The following is a 19,696-nucleotide window of genomic DNA, read 5'->3' on the forward strand; positions in this document are numbered from 1 at the left end:
TGTTCATCTCTGGAAATTTAGTTCTTTGTAAAATTTACACCTTCGATTGTAGTCTGCTTTGTTTCATTTTTTACATTTCCACTTTCATCCGTCACAGTCCATGACCAATCTACTACAAAATATCCACTGCTGCAATTTTCGATATTTCCCTGACTTATATTAAATGGGAATGAAGTTGCAGTCCATGAGTTAATTTTGTCATTTCCCTCGGATTTATACAAGGTAATATTAGCTGAAACACCAGTAGCATTATCTGGAATTTCGCTTAACCTTTCAATCTTATAATTATTTAAAGAGTACGTTTCTACTTTTTTACCAAGGCTAATCGTCAATGTTACAGATGTACCCGGATTCACAAAAGTACCCTCTGAAATACTCTGACTAATCACACTACCTTCCGGTACGGTATCGCTGTAATCAGAACTTACACTTGATACACTAACATTAATTCCTGCCAAAGCATCTCTTGCCTGCTGTTCTGTCATTCCTAAGACATTAATCATCTTTACCTGTTCTGTTCCACGACTAATATAAATGGTAATAGCATCGTCCTTCTTCGCCTTAGCATTTCCCTCCGGAGTCTGACGAATAACATCACCTGCCGGAACATCACTGCTATACTCATACTCTGTCTTTACATTATTAAAGCCTGCTGACTTCAATTTGTCTGTTGCAGCATCTTTATCCAATCCTACCACACTTGGTACCTCAATCTCTCCGGCACCACTGCTTAAGTTAACGGTAATCGTAGTATTCTTCTCTACCATATCCCCGTCTTTTTCACTCTGTCCTACAATGAGACCTTCCTCATATTTATCCGAAGACATGGAATCTCCCTTTTTAATACCTAATCCAATCTCATTCAATGCCTTCTTTGCTTCATCGAAGGTCATTCCGGTGAGGTCAATCATTTCTACCTTATCCGCAGTTTCTTCCTTCTTCGTATCTGTATCTTTGTCTGTATCCTTATCATTACTCTTAAACTTCATTCCACCCATAAGACTGATGGCAATATATGCAACAATGAGTACAATGATTACTGCTGCAACAATTCCCATGATAGTAACGGCCTTTTCCATCTTCGGATTTAAAAAGCCGCCTTCTTCCTCATCATCCTCGTCGTCTTCTTCATTTTCATCTTCATCAGGTTCTTCGTAGTATACCCTTCCGGTCTGCTCCTTAATGGATTCTAATTCTTCCGGTTTCATCACTCTGGTCTTTTCCTGCTGTCCCACCGGAACCATTACAACAAAGTCTTCATCCGGACTAATCAATGCTTTCTTTAAGTCCATCAATAAATCGCTGATGGTCTGATAACGTCTATCCGGGCTCTTCTGTGTACATTTTAAAATAATCTTTTCCATACTGATTGGAAGATTCGGTGCATACGCGCTTGGCACTACCATTTCTTCCTGTAAATGCTGAATAGCAATTGCTACTGTAGACTCTCCATCAAATGGTACTCTTCCGGTTACCATCTCATACATTACAATACCCAGCGAATAGATATCACTTTTTCCATCAACGAATCCATTTCTCGCCTGCTCTGGGGATGCATAATGAACAGAGCCCATTACATCTGCATTAATGGTATTTGTAGTTGCCACTCTGGCAATTCCAAAATCGGTTACCTTTACTTTTCCTTCTGTAGATATAATGATATTCTGAGGCTTAATATCACGATGAATAATATGCTTATTATGAGCAGCCTCAATTCCTCTACCTACCTGAATGGCAATACTTACAGCCTCCTTAAAAGACAGCTGTCCTTTTTTCTCAATATAGGTCTTTAAGGTAATTCCTTCTACATATTCCATTACAATGTAGTACATTCCGTTTTCGCTTCCTACATCGTAAATATTTACAATGTTTGGATGTTCTAATCCTGCTGCGGATTGTGCCTCTGTACGGAACTTTGTCACAAAATTAACATCTTCCGAAAATTCCTGCTTTAATACTTTAATTGCTACGAAACGTCCTAAGGTATGGTCCTTTGCCTTATACACGTCTGACATTCCGCCTGCGCCAACTTTTCCTACTATTTCATATCTGTCTGCCAGATACATTCCCTCTTTTAACATGTCTTCACCTCGTCTGAAAATGGTTCTATCACGACTACCGTAATATTATCGTTACCGCCGTTTTCATTGGCTGTCTCTACTAAACATTCGATTCCTTCTGCCGTGGTTTTCTGTTCCTTTAGTATTTTAAAAATCTCTTCGTCTTCTATCATATCCGTCAATCCATCGGAACACATCAATATGCGGTCAGTATCCTTCAATTCTACTTCAAAGAAATCTACCTCTAACGGATTTCCGCCTCCAACCGCTCTGGTTATGATATTTCGATCCGGATGTACTCTCGCATCCTTCTCATTCAATTCACCTCTGCGGACCATTTCTTGTACATAAGAATGATCTTTCGTAATCTGTTGTATCTCATCTCCAATTACATACAAACGACTATCACCTACATTGGCTACATACATTTCATTCCCAATAATTGTAGTTACCACCACTGTAGTACCCATTCCATCCAAATCAACATCTGTCTTTGCCTTTTCCAGAATTGCCTGATTTGCCTCTTGTACTGCCTTCCCAATAATACATACCGGTTCCTTATCCGTATCCTTTTTTATGGCATCTACAACAGTTTCCACTGTATATCTGGAGGCATAATCTCCCGCATTATGCCCTCCCATTCCATCTGCTAAAATGCACAGATTCGGAAGATTACCAATCTTGCTTTCAGAGGTATATACATAGTCCTGATTCATTTCTCGTTTTTTCCCCTTATCCGTCTTGGAAAATGCTCTCATGATAATCCCTGCCTTTCTGCGTGAGATAGGAACCTCTTTCTCAATTGTCCACAAGCTCCATCGATATCTCTGCCCATTTCCCTTCTAATAGTAACATTTATTCCATATTTTTCAAGTTTATTTTTAAAATTGGAAATCACCTGAGGGTTCGATTGCACATAATCTCTCTCTTTTATCGGGTTTACCGGTATCAGATTCACATGGCAATTTAAGCCTTTTATCAGCCCCGCCAACTGAGCAGCATCCTCATCCGTATCATTGACGCCTCCTACCAGACTATACTCAAAAGTAATTCTTCTTCCTGTCTGTTCAAAATAGTACTTACATGCTTCAATTACTTCTTCTATTTGATATTTATTTGCTACCGGCATCAGTTCCAGACGCTTTTTCTGCGAAGAAGCATGTAAGGACAGTGCTAATGTAATCTGCAATTTTTCCTCTGCAAGCCTTCGCATATTTGGCACAATACCACAAGTGGAAACGGTAAGGTTTCTCTGACTAATATTCAGTCCATTCTCATCTGTCAAAAGATAAATAAACTTCAAAAGATTATCGTAATTATCCATTGGCTCTCCGGTTCCCATTACTACTACGTTAGAAACCCGTTCTCCAATATCCTCCTGTATCCGGTAAATCTGATCCAACATCTCAGAAGGCTTTAATCCTCGTACTAAGCCATCCAGTGTGGAAGCACAAAAACGACAGCCCATGCGGCATCCTACTTGTGAAGAAATACACACACTGTTTCCATGCTTATATTTCATCAAAACACTTTCGACCATATTTCCATCTGCTAAAGCAAATAGATACTTTCTGGTACCATCCAACTTAGACTCTTGCATTTCTACCTTCTGCAATGCCGTCAGTTCACAGTTTTCCTGTAATTGCTCTCTTAATTTTTTTGAAATATCCGTCATATCTTCCCAGTGACTTACATGCTTTACATGCAGCCAGGCGTAAATCTGCTTCGCCCGAAACTTTTTTTCGCCATGAGAAACCAGCAATTCCTCCAGTTCCTTCAGATTCAATGACTTAATATCTGTCTTTTCCATATGAATTCCTTATAACTTCCGCACCATTCTTGCCAAAAAGAATCCGTCATTCTTTCCCTTTTCAGGCAATATCTGCTGCTGTTTTTCTAATACAAATTCCGAATATTCCTTTAGAAACCATTGTACATTTTCTTCATTTTCCTGCTCATTTATAGTACAGGTACTGTACATCAACACTCCGCCCGGTTTCACATATCGCTGCACTGTATGTAAGATTTCTCTTTGTAGTTCCACCAGTTCTAAGCATTTTTCATTTGTCATCTTAAATTTAATATCCGGCTTTTTCCCAATAACGCCTAGTCCCGAACAAGGTAAGTCTGCAATCACGATATCCGCCGTACCTATTCTATCTTCTTCCAGTACTCTGGCATCGGCCTGTTTTGCACAAATATTTTTAAGTCCACATCGCTCTATGTTTTCTTCTATAAGAGACACCTTATATTCCGTTAAATCCCTTGCCTCTACCATACCGGTCCCATGAAGAAGCTGTGCCATGTGTATACTCTTTCCTCCAGGAGCTGCGCATACATCCAATACCTGTGCTCCTTCTTTCGGTTCTGCCCACAAAGACACCAGCATAGAACTTACATCCTGCACATAAAACTTTCCATCTATAAACGCCGGAATTCCTGCCAGAAAATCGTATCCACCAATGTACAATGCATCCGGAATCTCTTCGTTTTCCGTTACTGTAATCTTTTCTTGTTCCAGTTCTTCTTTTAATGCTTCCTTTGTAATCTTCTCTGTATTTACTCGAATAGAGGTTGCGCTTTTGTCCAAAAATGCCTGGAACATTTCCTCCAATTGAGATACCTCATAACATTTCTTCCATTTTTCTACCAACCACTCCGGAATAGAATAAGTAATGGAGAGCCACTTTACCGGCTCTTTTTCCTTATCCGGCATAGAAATATTTTCAAGATTTCTACTGATATTACGAAGCACGCCATTTACAAAACCTTTCAGATTATGAAACCCTTTCTTCTGCGCCAACTTTACTGCCTCATTACAAGTGGCAGATACCGGAACGGAATCCATATACTTCATTTCATAAACACTGCTTCGCAAAATACACCGAATTACCGGTTTCATTTTATTTACTTTTACCTTAGAGAATTGATTGATAATATAGTCAATTAATATCATATTCTCTAAAGTTCCTTCACATACCCGTGTAAAAAAACTGCGCTCCTGTTTTTCCAGATACTGATATTTATCCAATGTATTTTTTATGGCAATGTGACTATATTCCCCATCTCTTGTGACTTCCAAAAGTACATTCAATATCAGTTCGCGCACATTGACGCCATTAGTCATCGTCTCCTCCTCTTCCACCGAACAGGATAATCAGACGCAACAACTGTAAAATTGCAGATGCCGCTCCTGCCACATAGGTAAGAGCCGCCGCTCCTAGCACTTTCTTGGTTCCCTTCAATTCTTCATGTCCTAAAATCCCAGTATTTTCTAATATTTTTACTGCACGGCTGGAAGCATTGAATTCTACCGGAAGTGTAACCAACTGAAACAGCACCGCCAGAGAAAAGCAAATAATTCCGAGGTTGATTAAAAACATTCCCGTACTACTCGTAAAAAATAGACCAATCAAAATCAATGGCCATGCAATGGTAGATCCAAAATTTGCAATTGGTACAATAGCACTCCGAAGCGTAAGCGGTGCATAGCTTGTCTGATGCTGAATCGCATGACCACATTCATGTGCTGCTACTCCTACTGCTGCCACAGAAGCAGAATTGTAAGTACTGTCTGAAAGACTTAGTACCTTATTTCTTGGGTCATAATGATCTGTCAGATTACCGGAAATATGCTGTATACTTACATCATAGATTCCTGCGGAATTTAATATTCTCTCCGCTGCCTGCGCTCCTGTCATACCAGACATACTTCTTACTCTGTTGTACTTGTTAAAGGTAGTTTTTACCTTTGCAGATGCTGCCAGACAAATAACAGCTCCGATAATAACTAAAATATAAGTTGGGTCAAAATAGAATCCATATCTATATGGCATAAGTTATCACTCCTTCTACTTTTCGTTCACTAATTTCCGAGTATCATTCCTGTTTCCAAACTTACTCCCCGCAAAAATGCATCCGTCTGCATCCGTTTCTTGCCTTCTAACTGGATTTCCTCTAACTGTAACATTCCTTTTCCGGTCTGAACTGCAATCGTACTTTTTCCAACTTCTATTGTTCCCGGTTCTTTTCCGGTTTCTTTCTCCAATACAGAAGTTTTCCATATTTTTAATGTTTTCCCATTCAAATGAGTATATGCACTAGGCCATGGATTTAATCCACGTACCAGCCGTTCTAACTCCTGTGCAGATTTTGTCCAGTCGATCTCACCTAGCTGCTTTTTTATCATAGTCGTATGAGTAGCCTCCTCATGATTCTGAGGTGTATATGTTGCCGTTCCATTTTCAATGGCTGTTAAGGTTTTTACGCAAAGCTCTCCTCCGGTCTTTGCTAACCGGTCAAAAAGACTACCGCCTGTTTCCTCTGCATCAAGCTCCACTTCTTCTTTTAAAATCATATCACCGGTATCTATTCCTTCCGCCATCCGCATGGTAGTAACGCCCGTTACTTTTTCTCCATTGATGACTGCCCACTGAATCGGTGCAGCACCACGGTACTTCGGAAGCAAAGAGGCATGCACGTTGATACATCTATACTTCGGCATTTCCAGAATCTCTTTCGGCAATATCTGTCCAAATGCTACTACTACAATAATATCTGCCTCATATTTTCTCAAATACTCTATGCACTCCGGTTCCCGAACTCTTCTTGGCTGATATACTTCAATCCCATGTGCCAAAGCAGCCTCTTTTACCGGAGGATACTGCATAGACTTTCCTCTGCCCTTTGGCTTATCCGGCTGGGTTACTGCCAAGGTAATCTCATGTCCTGCTGCAATCAGGGCTTCCAACGTTCCTACCGAAAAATCCGGTGTTCCCATAAAAATTACTTTCATCTAAAATCTCCTTTCGGATATTATGCTTCTTCGTCTTCCTCATAAACTACATCATGAAGCTCGCCTTCTACCTTTTCTACATACATATGGCCATCTAAGTGGTCAATTTCATGGCAAAAAGCACGAGCAAGAAGCTCTGTTCCTTCCATTTCAAATTCCTGCATATTTTCATCAAATGCTCTTACTTTTACATAATTTGGTCTGGTTACTACACCGGATTTTCCAGGAAGGCTTAAACATCCTTCTTCTCCGGTCTGTGAACCATCTGTTTCCACAATCACCGGATTAATCAGAATAATTGGTCCTTCTCCTACGTCAATCACTACCAGACGTTTTAAAATTCCGACCTGTGGAGCTGCAAGTCCTACGCCATTTGCTTCATACATGGTCTCTAACATATCTTCGATTAATTCCTGAATTCTTGGAGTTACCTCCTTGATTTCTCTACATTTCTTGGTCAATACTTCATCGCCCATTTCACGAATTGTTCTTAATGCCATCTTATTATCCTCCTGCTTTCTACCTTTAGAATCCATTCATGGGATTAAAATCAAATTGTATTACTACATTGGCAAATTCCCGATGCCTGTTTACAAATAATTCTAACGCATCCTTAATCTTTACCAGTTGACTATAATCTTTGGATTTAAAATAAATTACTTTTTTGTATATATCTTTTACCTTTGCCACGGCTGCATCTGCCGGTCCAATGGTTCTTACTCCTGTTATTTTTCCATTTTCCATGGACTGCTGTATCTTTTTCGCCAGAAGTTCTGCACTTAATGCCGCGGTCATTTCATCCTTAGATGCTACTAGCATTACCATCATATGTCCTGCAGGCGGATACTGCATCATCTTGCGGAATTGAATCTCTTTTTCATAAAATCCCTTATAGTCCTGCTTTTCTGCTAAGGTAATACTATAATTATCTGGGCTGTAAGTCTGAATCACCACTTCACCGGGCAGTTTTCCACGGCCTGCCCTTCCTGCAGCCTGTGTTATCAACTGAAATGTCCGTTCCGGTGCATGATAGTCACTAACATAGAGGGATAAGTCTGCGGCCAACACTCCTACTAACGTAACATTTGGGAAATCATGTCCCTTTACAATCATTTGTGTTCCGATTAGCACATCCGCCTCTTGGTTTGAAAAGGCTGATAATATCTTCTCGTAACTATCCTTGTTTCTGGTTGTATCAAAGTCCATGCGGAGTACCCTTGCCTTTGGAAAACGTTTCTTTACAATTTCCTCTATCTTCTGTGTACCTGCTTTAAAACCGCTAATATATTTTGAACCACATTCCGGACACACCTCCGGCACCGGCTCCTCATAACCACAGTAATGGCACACCATTCTTCCATTATTGTGCTGGCTTAAAGACACATCACAGTGCGGACATTTTAACACATGCCCACAGGCACGACAAGATACAAATCCTGACATTCCTCGCCGATTGATAAAAAGCATAGTCTGCTGTCCTTTTTCCAATCGTTCTTCCATCAGTTCCTGCAACTTCTCACTTAGAATAGAACGGTTTCCATGCTTTAATTCTTCCCTTAAATCTATAGTATAACACTGTGGAAGCGGCTTTTCTTCAATTCTTTTTTCCAACTCCAAAAGAATGTATTCTCCATTTTGCGTTTTATAGTAACTGTCAATAGAAGGGGTTGCAGACCCAAGCAAAACAGATGCCCCTGCCATTCTTGCCCGTTCTATTGCCGTTTCTCTGGCATGATACCTTGGAATCGTCTCACTCTTATAGCTGGTCTCATGTTCCTCATCAATAATGATAAGTCCCAAATTTGAAAATGGTGTGAACAATGCTGACCTTGGACCTATCATCACATCCAATTCTCCACCTTTTGCCCGCTCAAACTGGTCGAAACGCTCTCCCGGTGACATCTTGGAATTCAGAATAGAAACCCTTTCTCCAAATCTTTGATAGAACCGTACTACAGTCTGATAAGTCAATGCAATTTCCGGAATCAATACAATTGCCTGCTTTCCTGCCTTTACTACCTTTTCAATCAGTTCTATGTAGACTGCTGTCTTTCCACTTCCGGTAACTCCATGCAATAAATAGGTGTGGTTCTTATTCTTAGAAAAGTTCTGCCATACCGTTTCTACAATATGACTTTGCTCCTCATTCAGTACAATCCGACTTTTTTCCTGCTTCATCTCGCCAAGTGGATTACGATAACTGCGACTGGTTTCTACTTTAAGGATTCCCAGTTCTTCCATTGCCCGTATGACCGTTGCTGTAATACTAAGTTTTCTTGTTACTACTTCGTAGGGCAATATAGGTTCTTCTATGAGCGCTTTTAACAATCTCGCTCTTGCCATACTGTGTTTTTTTTCAAATACTGCAAGTTGCTGTTTCGCCTCTTCCTCGGATAAAAGCAGATGCAAAGACCGCTGCTGTTTCTCTTTTGTCTTCTGCTTTACCGGAAGTACCGTTTTTAGCGCATGATTCATGGTTCCTCCATAATTCCTGCGCATCCACCCTGCTAATGCTATCAGCTGAGACTCTATCGGTATACTTCCTTCTGCTATGGAAATAATCTCCTTCAGTTTCTCAACCTCGTATTCCGGCGTATCCGTCAATTCAACTACATACCCGGTGGTCTTACGGCTGCCCTTTCCAAAGGGAATTTCCACCTGCATACCGATTTTCAGAACCGCTTTTAATACTTCCGGTATCTTGTATTGAAAGGTCTTATCCAGTTTTTCATGAGAAATATCAACAATGATATTGGCATATTCCGCCATCTTCCCACCACCTGTCAATTTAATGTCTGCAATAGAATAAGGTAAAAGGTTTTGAATTCCGACTTCTATTGCTGCAATTCCTGCAACACTTCCTGAATCAGCACGCGCTCATCCATAGGGTATTTCTTACCTTTAATCTCCTGATAATCCTCGTGTCCTTTTCCAGCCAACACGATAACATCTCCCGGTTCACCATGCTCGATAGCATACTTAATCGCTTCCTTACGGTCTGCAATCTCCACATACTTTCCATCTGTCTTTGCCATACCGATTTTAATATCGTCAATAATAGCTTGTGGCTCTTCAAACCTTGGATTATCGGATGTAATAATTGTTAAGTCTGCCAGTTTACCGGAAACCTCTCCCATCTCATAACGACGTAGTTTGGAACGATTTCCACCACATCCAAATAAACATACCAAACTTTTTGGATTATATTCTCTTAAAGAGGTCAGCAGACTTTCCAAACTCATAGCATTATGAGCATAGTCAATCATAAGAGTAAAATCGTCTGATACTTTAATCATTTCGATTCTGCCCTTTACCTTTGCTACCTTCAATGCTTTTTTCATATCCTCTTCTGTTACCTTAAAATGACGACAGATAGCAATAGCGGTCAGAGAATTGTATACACTGAACTTGCCCGGCACATCAATCTCCACATCCATATTTACCAATCCCTGTGCCTGATAAGATACACCAAGATATCCCGGTCTGCTTACAAGCTGTGTATTCACTGCACGCAAGTCTGCCTTTTCGGAAAATCCAAAGGTTTCTATGGTACAAGTATGACCTTCGATAACCTTTTCACAATGCTCATCATCAATATTTACAATACCGGTCTTACACTGTTTAAATAATAAGCCTTTGCATGCCATATATTCCTCAAAAGAAGCATGCTCATTTGGTCCGATATGATCCGGCTCAATATTGGTAAATATTCCGATTTCAAAAGTAAATCCTGCAGTACGATGCATCATCAGTCCCTGGGAAGATACTTCCATAACAACACACTGACATCCTGCTTCTACCATTTTACGGAAATACTGCTGTATGATATAAGACTCCGGTGTGGTATTACTTGCCGGAATAACTTCGTCTCCAATAATTGCTTCAATTGTTCCAATCAGGCCTACCTTATATCCGGCATTCTCCAAAATAGACTTTACCATATAAGTCGTAGTAGTTTTTCCTTTCGTTCCGGTAACACCGATAACCTTTAATTCCTCCGCCGGGTGATGGAACCATGCAGCGGATACCAGTGCCAGACCATAGCGGGTATCCTTTGTCTGAATAACAGTAAGGCTCTCCGGTGCCTCTACCTTATCCTGCACCAGTACAGCCGCTGCACCCTTTTCTGCTGCTTCCTTTACAAAAGTATGACCATCTACTACCGTTCCTTTAATACAAACGAAAAGACATCCCTTTGTAATTTTTCTGGAATCATATACTAAATCTGTAATCTCTATGTCTGTACTACCTTGTACTGTTTCATAGTCCAAACGCTCTAACAGGCTTGTCAACTTCTCCATTTTCATTCCTCTTTTCAAAAAGCATATTCATTTCATTATATGATAAAAATGGGGATTTGGCAAGTGACGGAGAATTTGCAGGAATGATATTAATTTTCCTAATTCGAAACTCGGTTTTTCCCTTCATGCAACTGAACCTGAATACAAAAAATTGGATTTTCATATGTTGAACACTTTGTGTTCTTCTTACAGCAGCATAAAAGAATGAATGGGTATGCCAGAAAGATGTTTGAGGACAGAGAAACATGTTCTTAAATGTGTATCTGTCCGAGTTCTTTTGGCATACCCTTATCAAACATTCTTGTTGCTGCTGTCTAGAAGAACTAGAAGTGTGGGTTCATATGAAAATCCAATTTTTTGTATCAGGTTCTTTGCAGAAGATGGAAAAACCTCAGACAACGAACTTAGAAAATTTATAACAGTACTTGCAACTTCTCCAACAGTTTTTCATAATCCTGCATCATTTCGTCATGATGTTCTCTAATATAAGATAGATTTCTCTCTTTCGCCGCCTGCTCTAGCATTTTTGCCTGCTCGGAAACATTGATTGCTCCGATGGAAAGTGAGGTACTCTTTAACGCATGCACCTGAATCTGATAGTTTTCCCAATCCTGCTTCTCATATAACTCTTTCAAAGCACTATACCGCCCATTATCACGATAAGTGGTCAACATTTCCAGATAAAATTCTTCACTGTCACAGCAATAAGAAAGTCCCATCTCTGTATCCAGGAAATCTAATTTTTCCAAAATGGAGACCTCTGTTTCTCTGTTTTCTACCTTTTCCTCTGGTTTCTTTCCCACATCCTCCTTTATAATCAACTCTTGAGGCAGATACTTCATTATCATATCCTCCAGCTCTGCTTCACGAATGGGCTTCGACAAATAATCATAGAATCCTGCCTTCAAATATTCTTCCTTTGCACCGATAATTGCATTTGCAGTCAACATAATAACCGGGGTATTTTTATTTAGATTGTTCTCCATCTTCTGCATATTATGTAACGTCTCTATTCCATCCATTTCCGGCATCATGTGATCTAAAAATATCATATGATACTGCTTTTTCGCCACCATCTGTATACATTCTTTTCCACTTCCTGCGGTTTCAATCTGCAATTTAGTACTCTTCAGCAATCCCTTCATAACCTTGAGATTCATAGGTACATCATCCACAATTAGAATTTTTCCTTCCGGCGCTTGGAATTTTTCATGATATGCTTCTATTTCACTACTATTCTTCACATATCTTTCTGAAAAATTGCCCAACGGCTCTTCCGAAAGTATTTCCTGGGGAATCTCTACATGAAATACTGACCCTTTTCCATACTCACTCACAACAGAAATACTTCCATCCATCATTTCCAACAGCTGCTTTGTAATTTTAAGTCCCAATCCGGTTCCTTCTATATTGCGGTTTCTCTTTTCCTCTACACGTTGAAAAGACTGAAAGAGTCTTTCCTTGTCTTCCTTGGCGATTCCTATTCCTGTATCCTCTACAGATATTTTCAATAACATTTTCTTTTCATCTATCCTTTCCCAATTCAAGGAAAGAGTAACACTTCCTTCTTTTGTATACTTTATCGCATTTGTCAAAAGATTTACCATAATCTGACGAATGCGAACTTCATCTCCAAATAACCGCCTTGGAATAGTACTGTCATTCTCAATGGTAAAATTTAAATTCTTTTCCCTTGCTCGCATAAATACCATATTATAGCTGTCATTTAAAAGGGAAGCCACCTCGTAATCAACCGGAATAATTTCCATCTTACCGGATTCAATTTTGGAAAAATCAAGAATATCATTTATTAAAGAAAGCAGATTCTGCCCCGCATTCTGGATATCTGCTGCATACTCCCTAATATTTTGTTCATTAGTTTCCCGCAAAATCATAGCATCCATTCCAAGTACCGCATTGATTGGTGTACGAATCTCATGAGACATATTTGCCAGGAAATTACTCTTTGCCGCATTTGCTTCTACAGCCTCTTCTTTTGCTATTACAAGCTGCTTATTCTGCCTTTCTACATTTTCTACTTCTCGTTGTAAAAGTCTTGCATTTTCTTCTACGCTGGCTGAATAACTTCTGATTACTCTTTTAATATGGACAATCGCCATAATCATACAAAATACAGCCGTTCCGTATCTGCTAAATTTCCCAAAATCTCCCACCTTTATAACATAAGATCGAACCACATCTATAACAGCTCCAAGTCCCATACAAAACAACGCAATACATTCGGGAGATATCCCTTTTTTCGCTTTTCTGTAAAAATCATGATAGCTTTTTAGCATCGTGACTATTGTTATAAAAATCAACAAATGGGAAACAAATACCATATTCATAAAATCTACAATATTCAGTATCTGAAGTAAAATCTGCACTATGTTGTTAGCATAAGAAAGGTATAGTAATACAGAAATTCTTTTTTCACACTCCTGTGGCAAATTCTTTTCACAATATAACAGCAAAAGTATTGGCATTCTCATCAAAATCAGAAATACCATAGCAGAATAAAATGTCTGGTTTCCAAAAAATATACTTAATGATTTTGTTTCTATAATCTGATAAAAAAAACATTCTACTCCGAACCATCCTAAATACCACATTCCTTCCGGATTCTTTTTGGATATTCTCTGCATTAAATTAAGTACAGCCAAAACTGTTCCCGCAAAAATAAGCACCATTCCACACAAGATGTTAAACATATTACTTTTAATTAAATGCAAAATAGCGATATCTCGTTTTGCAATTATCATTGTACTGATATTGGCGGCATAATCATCATAAGGAGATACCATTTCGATTCGAATATTTCCTTGTTCCAATTTGCTTGGAATATCTATAAAATTCGTAATACTTCCCGGGGTATGTCCAAAACCTCTTTTATCCTTTGTGCCAAATTCATACACCATTTCCCCATCTATGAATACCTTTAACACCTTGTCTGCCGAAAGAAACGACAGCGTCATCCCCCAATACTTCTCCGGTATGGTATTTTCAAGAACCACCATTTCATCTGCTTTACTCCCTCCGGCAAACGGCAGCTCCTCAATTTTTTCTTGGTCACCATTCTCCCAAAGAATCGTCCAATTCTTGTTAAAATCATAGATTTCACCCTTGTATAAAGTCATATCTCGTATCTGAAATCCAACCACCACATATGTTACTACCATAATCTGAATTACTACTACAATATATGCAAATTTTCGCGGCACCTTCCTGTTCATGTTTATTCACCACCCAGTAAACGATTCACACACTCAAACACATTATCCTTAACCAATGGTTTCGTAATAAATTCCAAAGCTCCCTTCTCCAGTCCCTTCTTCTTTACCTCCGGATCATCTTCTCCCGTAAGGAAAACAACAGGTATATCTTTATATATTTCTTCTGATTTTATTTTTTCTATTACCTCAAATCCATCCATTTCAGGCATACGCAAATCCAGTAAAATCAAATTCGGTCTACTTTTTTTCAAAAACTCCAATGCCTCTGCTCCCGATGCTACGCAACTTACCTGAAATTGTTTTCCTAACATCATCTCCGCAATTCGAAGATTCATCATATCATCATCCACTACCAAAATATGTGCAGATATTTTCTCATAATATGCAAGTGGCATTCTTCTCCCTCCCTTTCCATGTTTTCGAACATTTCAAAAATTTATCAACAAAAATATAACTATTATTATTATTTTATCAAAAATGTTAAAAAATAGCAAACAGGCTGCTGCACTTATCGTGCAACAGCCTGTTCATCTGTTTTTCTATGCTTTTTTTCTTTTTCTTCTTGTCACAACTACAACTGCCGCTCCTCCCACAAAGAGTAATACTACATATAACCCTATTGGTGATGTATCACCTGTCTTCGGTGCACTTGCTGTTGTTTGAGTTGTTGTTGTCTGAGTTGTTGCTGTTGTTGTCGTATTCTGTGTTCCGGAAGCTAATACCGGATTCATATCAGTATCACTGAACACAATTACATACTCAGAAGCATGAGTGAACTCAAACGTTACGGTACCATCTGCATTTACCTTGCAAGCCTGTGTATATTCTAGCTTTCCGGTACTCTCGTTGTAATAGTACAAGTTTGCATATTTTCCGCTGTTCTCTGTTCCAACTTTTAAATTCAAACTTGCATCAAATCCAAATGCTCCATCATGAGCCAAAGAAATCTCAAGTGTGTTATTATCTCCTGCCAGTGCCTTAATCTTATTTGTTGGAATAGAACTACTTCCCATTGTTACACCTAAATCAATTGGTGTTGTAACATTATTTTTAACGTTGTTACCATTTACTATCCAAGTTGCCACATCACTTACTTGAATATTAACAGTTACATCTCTGTTAGAAATAGCATTAAATACCTCTGCCGGTACTACTGCAGTGTTCGCATCTGTATCTGGCATAATTATGGTAATTGTGGTTCCATCTTCTACTTCATTGATGGTATCAATTACCTCTGTGAAGTCATTTCCCGAAACAGGAATCACCGTTCTGACATCCGCATTTTCTTTCTTTTCTCCCAAAACGATGGTACCACCATTCTTTGCTTCCGGAATTGTGATGGAAATCTTCTTATCTGCAGAAACGGTGTATTCCTTGCCATCATACAGATTCGTAAGAACAGTTCCTGCTTCTGCGCTAACCGGAATTACTACATTTTTCGCTGTTCCTGTGATATTCATACCAACATACAGTGTCTCTACGCCATAGCTTCTGCTGATTACTTCATATCCATCGGCATCAGACTGTAATACAGTTGCTCTGTCACCCTTCGCAAATACTTTGCTATAATCATTGCGGATTTTCAACATATTCTTATAGTGATTGTAGATGCTGTTACTGTCTGTTTTCTGTTTCTCCAGTTCTGCCCAATCAAAATCACGACGATTGGTCTGATATGGCCAATTGTTAGCTCCTGCCTGCCCAATTTCCTCACCATAGTAAATAACCGGCTGTCCTTTTGCCGTAATCTGCAATGTTGCTGCAACCTTCATCAAGTTGTATGCTTCTGTTTCAGATAATCCGGATTCATTCACTAATGTATACTGTAAACTGTCCTCATCATGGCTGCTCAGGAAGCTACCCATAGTTGCAGTGTTGTTAATTGCACCATTACGTTTCTGCAGATTTTCTTCAATTTTGGAAATACCTCCGGTCAAAAATTCCTTTGCCCATCCATTAAAATCAAAGTCTAATAAAGAATCCATGCTTCCGGTTCCAAGTTCACCTGCTGTATTAGCATAACCTGCACCTGCATACTCACCAATCATCTTGAAATCAGGATTTACCTTAGTAAGGGAGTTTTTGAACGCCGCCCATGTAGTGTTATCAACATGTTTTACCGTATCTACACGATAATAATCAATGTCAAATTCATCCATCCAATCTGTCTGCCACTCAATCAACTGATTTCTTACTTCCTCATTCTCTGTTACAAAATCCGGAAGTCCTGAAAGGGAATCCAACTTATCATCACCGGATACTGTATTGCCAGAATCACGAATCATATCAATTGCCGAACCGTCTTCTGCAGTCACTATACTATTAAAGTAATCTTCTGTGCCATATCCTGCATGGTTCAGAACTACGTCTACCATAATCTTCATGTTTCTGCTATGAGCTGCATCCAGAAGTGCTTTAAACTCTTCCTTAGTTCCCAGATGCTTGTTAAGTTCTGTGAAATCACTTGCCCAGTAGCCATGGTAACCATAAGTACCGAAACCAGTTTTTGAATCAGGCTGATTGTCTATAATATTTTCTACGATTGGAGTAATCCAGATTGTATTTACTCCCAAATCCTGCAAATAATCTAACTTAGCATTTAAACCTGCGAAGTCTCCTCCATGATAGGAAGAACCGCCATCTTCTCCTGTATTGTAATCTCCTACACCGTAGGCATCGTTATTACTTGCATTACCATCGAAGAAACGGTCTGTTACTGCAAAGTAGATTACAGCCTCATCCCAGTCAAAATCTCCATTACTCTTGTCTCTTGCTGTAACAGTAACAGATGCATTTGTTGTATATACATTACCATATATATCCGTTACAGTTACCGGAAGTGTTTTCACACCTGTAGTAGTCGTATCTTTACATGCAATGGACAGTTCCATCAGTTCTGTATTGATTGCCTGTGTGCTGCTTAATCCCAATGCACTTAAATCTACTGACGCATTTGCAACTTCAAATCCTGCCATAGACTGCCCTGCTGCCGGATTACACTTAACTTTTAAAACATTATTATCATTGTAATCCATGGATGACTGTGACATCTCTGCTGAGATTGTCATATCATATTTTTTATAGGTACACTTGCTACATTCTTCTGAATTGTAAGTACCTTTTTCGCCATTAAATGCATCTAACTGTTTCTCACCATTTATAGTGTAGTAATAATAGTAATCGCCTGGCTCGATACCGGACAAATCATATACGAAACGATCTGTTGCCGCATCATAGGTCATATCGTGAACAGTTCCATTTACAGTAATGCTTACCTTGCCATTCAAAGATGCAAGATTGTTATTTGCTGCTAATACATCATCTCTGTAGTAGAAATGAATCTTTCCATTCGCTCCGTCCATTTGGTAGCCGGTATTGTAAGGAAGAACCTCTGTGATACCTTGATCCTGTACGAACTTCGCCTTTACAACAGTCTGGTTAGCAGGAACATTTACATAATGGTCTCCGCCATCCTTTTTTGCCCAATCTTTTCCAGGTTCACTTCTTCTCATACAGAAGGATAACATTAAATCCGCTGTGGAATCTTTTACCGGAACCTTAGCAACCATCTTGCCACCCAGTTCTTCTACCGGGACAGATACGCTATTTCCAAATCCGCTGTTCCATGTAAAAATATTCCAACCTTCATAATCAGCTTCCGGTCTGTCATACTCTACCAGAACGTAACGTTCTCTTGGCGGAACCAGATCCGGAATAGAAGTGTATGCCTCTTTGCTGTTAGAAGTAAGGTAGATTGTTGTGTTTTCTGCCTGTGTGGTGTTGTCGTAGGAAATGGTATCATTCTGCCAATTCCATGCACCTGCACTTCTTGGAATAATTCTGATATTGTCGTAGAAAGGAACCGTTACTGTTGCCTTCAACCAAGTATTTCCATCTTTTTCTTCTGTTCCAGAGAAAGTATATGCAACTCCTCCTGCACCGCCCTCCTGCCAGAGCCACAAATCTGTAGCATCCGTTGCCATGTGGGTCGGATTAAAATCATAATAGTAAATAGTGTAAGTATATAATTTCTCTACTACCGGAATGGTAATATTTTTTTCAAATCCATTGCAAGTAGCTTTAACAGTCGCATCTGTTCCGGTATAGCTATTCGGAACAGTCAATGTAGTTCCGCTTACTGTCACTCCCTCAGATACTGGTGTATAAGTAACTGGTACTTCACTCTTGTTCCCTTCACCATCATAATATATACCAGTAGATGGTAGAGTCAATACACTATCCTTTTTTATCTGCTTTGCCACATCTACAACCAAGTCTTTGACATATTTGCAAGTGACTTTAATGTCATATGACGTATCTGTTAAATCAATTGTAAATGTAACATCTGCTGGCGCACTCACTTCTACACAACGGTTATACTTACCTCCCCAAGCAAGTTCCCAACCTTTATTAGCCGGATCCTGTAAGATTTGGTACTCATACTTACCTACAGGAACACTTTCAAATGTAATACTATAGATATTTTCATTACTTGTACTTTGCACTAATACATTGCTTGTATCTGTATTATTCCAAGCACTTCCCGCCAATCCAGCGTCTCCAACCAAAACAAAGATATTCTGAACTTCCGCCTCTTTTATTTCTTGAGTTTTATCAGAATCGGCATACCACACCTTATCACTTGTTGAATAATATGCTGTATCATATCCTTGTGCCGTAATTTGAGCATTCCAGCACTTGTATTCCTTTCCTTCTAAATTCACAAACTGTAAACCCTCTACGGTTCCTGATACAGTCACATATCCCCAGCCTGGCAAGTTGTCATCCGCTAGCAATGTAGGGTATGTAGCTCCCTCTCCCCAGTTAGTTGGTCGAAATGCATGAGCACTATCTCCTGAAACAGTAACATCATTCCATGCATTTACCGCCCAATCTGTTGCACTTGTATTTTCTGGTAATTCAAAATACAACTTGACGCTTCCTGCAGCATGCGCCTCCATCTTACCGCCTGGCAATGTCGGAGCCATAGTTACTATCATCGCCAATGCCATGATAAAACTCAGGACTCTGTTTGCCCATTTGTGTTTTGCTTTTCGCATCCTTTTCATACCTTCCTTTTTCTATAATCTTGAAAATTTTACCCCTGGAACAAAATCGTCTGTTCCAAATTTTCTCCATCAAGCATAATAACACATTCTTTTTGTATAAAGTATCGTTTTTTTATGTTTTTATATTGTTTTTTTATGACATTTGCACCGACATCTACAAAATCAAAAAAAGTCTTTCGGCAATCTGCTTTTTAAGACTGCCAAAAGACTTTCATTATTATAGTACTTTTTTTACCAC

The 19,696-nt window shown here is 39.3% G+C and carries 12 protein-coding genes; all 12 read right to left on the reverse strand.

Annotated elements, in window-relative coordinates; all coding sequences use genetic code 11:
* Window positions 1-17: 17 nt before the first annotated feature.
* A complete protein-coding gene (pknB, locus tag BIV20_RS10300) occupies window positions 18-2,081 on the reverse strand; it encodes a Stk1 family PASTA domain-containing Ser/Thr kinase (protein ID WP_075720653.1) in 2,064 nt (687 codons plus the stop codon).
* A complete protein-coding gene (locus tag BIV20_RS10305; RefSeq protein WP_075720654.1) occupies window positions 2,075-2,818 on the reverse strand; it encodes a Stp1/IreP family PP2C-type Ser/Thr phosphatase in 744 nt (247 codons plus the stop codon). The genes pknB and BIV20_RS10305 overlap by 7 nt, the downstream gene beginning before the upstream one ends.
* On the reverse strand, window positions 2,815-3,870 hold the full coding sequence (gene rlmN / locus BIV20_RS10310; RefSeq protein ID WP_075720655.1) for a 23S rRNA (adenine(2503)-C(2))-methyltransferase RlmN: 1,056 nt from the start codon (window positions 3,868-3,870) through the stop codon (window positions 2,815-2,817). Before rlmN ends, BIV20_RS10305 begins: the two co-directional genes overlap by 4 nt.
* Before the next feature lie 9 nt (window positions 3,871-3,879).
* Complete coding sequence (gene rsmB / locus BIV20_RS10315; protein WP_075720656.1) at window positions 3,880-5,187, reverse strand: 16S rRNA (cytosine(967)-C(5))-methyltransferase RsmB; 1,308 nt, start codon at window positions 5,185-5,187, stop codon at window positions 3,880-3,882.
* Entirely contained in the window at window positions 5,180-5,896 is a 717-nt protein-coding gene (locus BIV20_RS10320) for a zinc metallopeptidase (RefSeq protein WP_075720657.1), read from the reverse strand. Before BIV20_RS10320 ends, rsmB begins: the two co-directional genes overlap by 8 nt.
* A 29-nt stretch (window positions 5,897-5,925) precedes the next feature.
* Window positions 5,926-6,855, reverse strand: a complete 930-nt coding sequence (gene fmt, locus BIV20_RS10325; protein ID WP_075720658.1) for a methionyl-tRNA formyltransferase — start codon at window positions 6,853-6,855, stop codon at window positions 5,926-5,928.
* Window positions 6,856-6,875: 20 nt separating this feature from the next.
* The gene (gene def / locus BIV20_RS10330) at window positions 6,876-7,355 is read right to left on the reverse strand and encodes a peptide deformylase (RefSeq protein ID WP_075720659.1); all 480 of its coding nucleotides are present in this window, start codon (window positions 7,353-7,355) and stop codon (window positions 6,876-6,878) included.
* Window positions 7,356-7,380: 25 nt separating this feature from the next.
* Entirely contained in the window at window positions 7,381-9,624 is a 2,244-nt protein-coding gene (priA, locus tag BIV20_RS10335; protein WP_075720660.1) for a replication restart helicase PriA, read from the reverse strand.
* A 65-nt stretch (window positions 9,625-9,689) separates the two neighbouring features.
* The gene (locus tag BIV20_RS10340) at window positions 9,690-11,156 is read right to left on the reverse strand and encodes a UDP-N-acetylmuramoyl-L-alanyl-D-glutamate--2,6-diaminopimelate ligase (RefSeq protein ID WP_083655181.1); all 1,467 of its coding nucleotides are present in this window, start codon (window positions 11,154-11,156) and stop codon (window positions 9,690-9,692) included.
* Between the two features lie 413 nt (window positions 11,157-11,569).
* Complete coding sequence (locus BIV20_RS10345) at window positions 11,570-14,389, reverse strand: ATP-binding protein (protein ID WP_075720662.1); 2,820 nt, start codon at window positions 14,387-14,389, stop codon at window positions 11,570-11,572.
* A gap of 2 nt (window positions 14,390-14,391) precedes the next feature.
* Window positions 14,392-14,784, reverse strand: coding sequence for a response regulator (locus BIV20_RS10350; protein WP_075720663.1), 393 nt, complete (start codon window positions 14,782-14,784; stop codon window positions 14,392-14,394).
* A 144-nt stretch (window positions 14,785-14,928) separates the two neighbouring features.
* Entirely contained in the window at window positions 14,929-19,449 is a 4,521-nt protein-coding gene (locus tag BIV20_RS10355) for an alpha-amylase family glycosyl hydrolase (RefSeq protein WP_242939821.1), read from the reverse strand.
* Window positions 19,450-19,696 lie beyond the last annotated feature (247 nt).

It is taken from the genome of Roseburia sp. 499 (assembly GCF_001940225.2).
Taxonomy (GTDB): domain Bacteria; phylum Bacillota; class Clostridia; order Lachnospirales; family Lachnospiraceae; genus Petralouisia.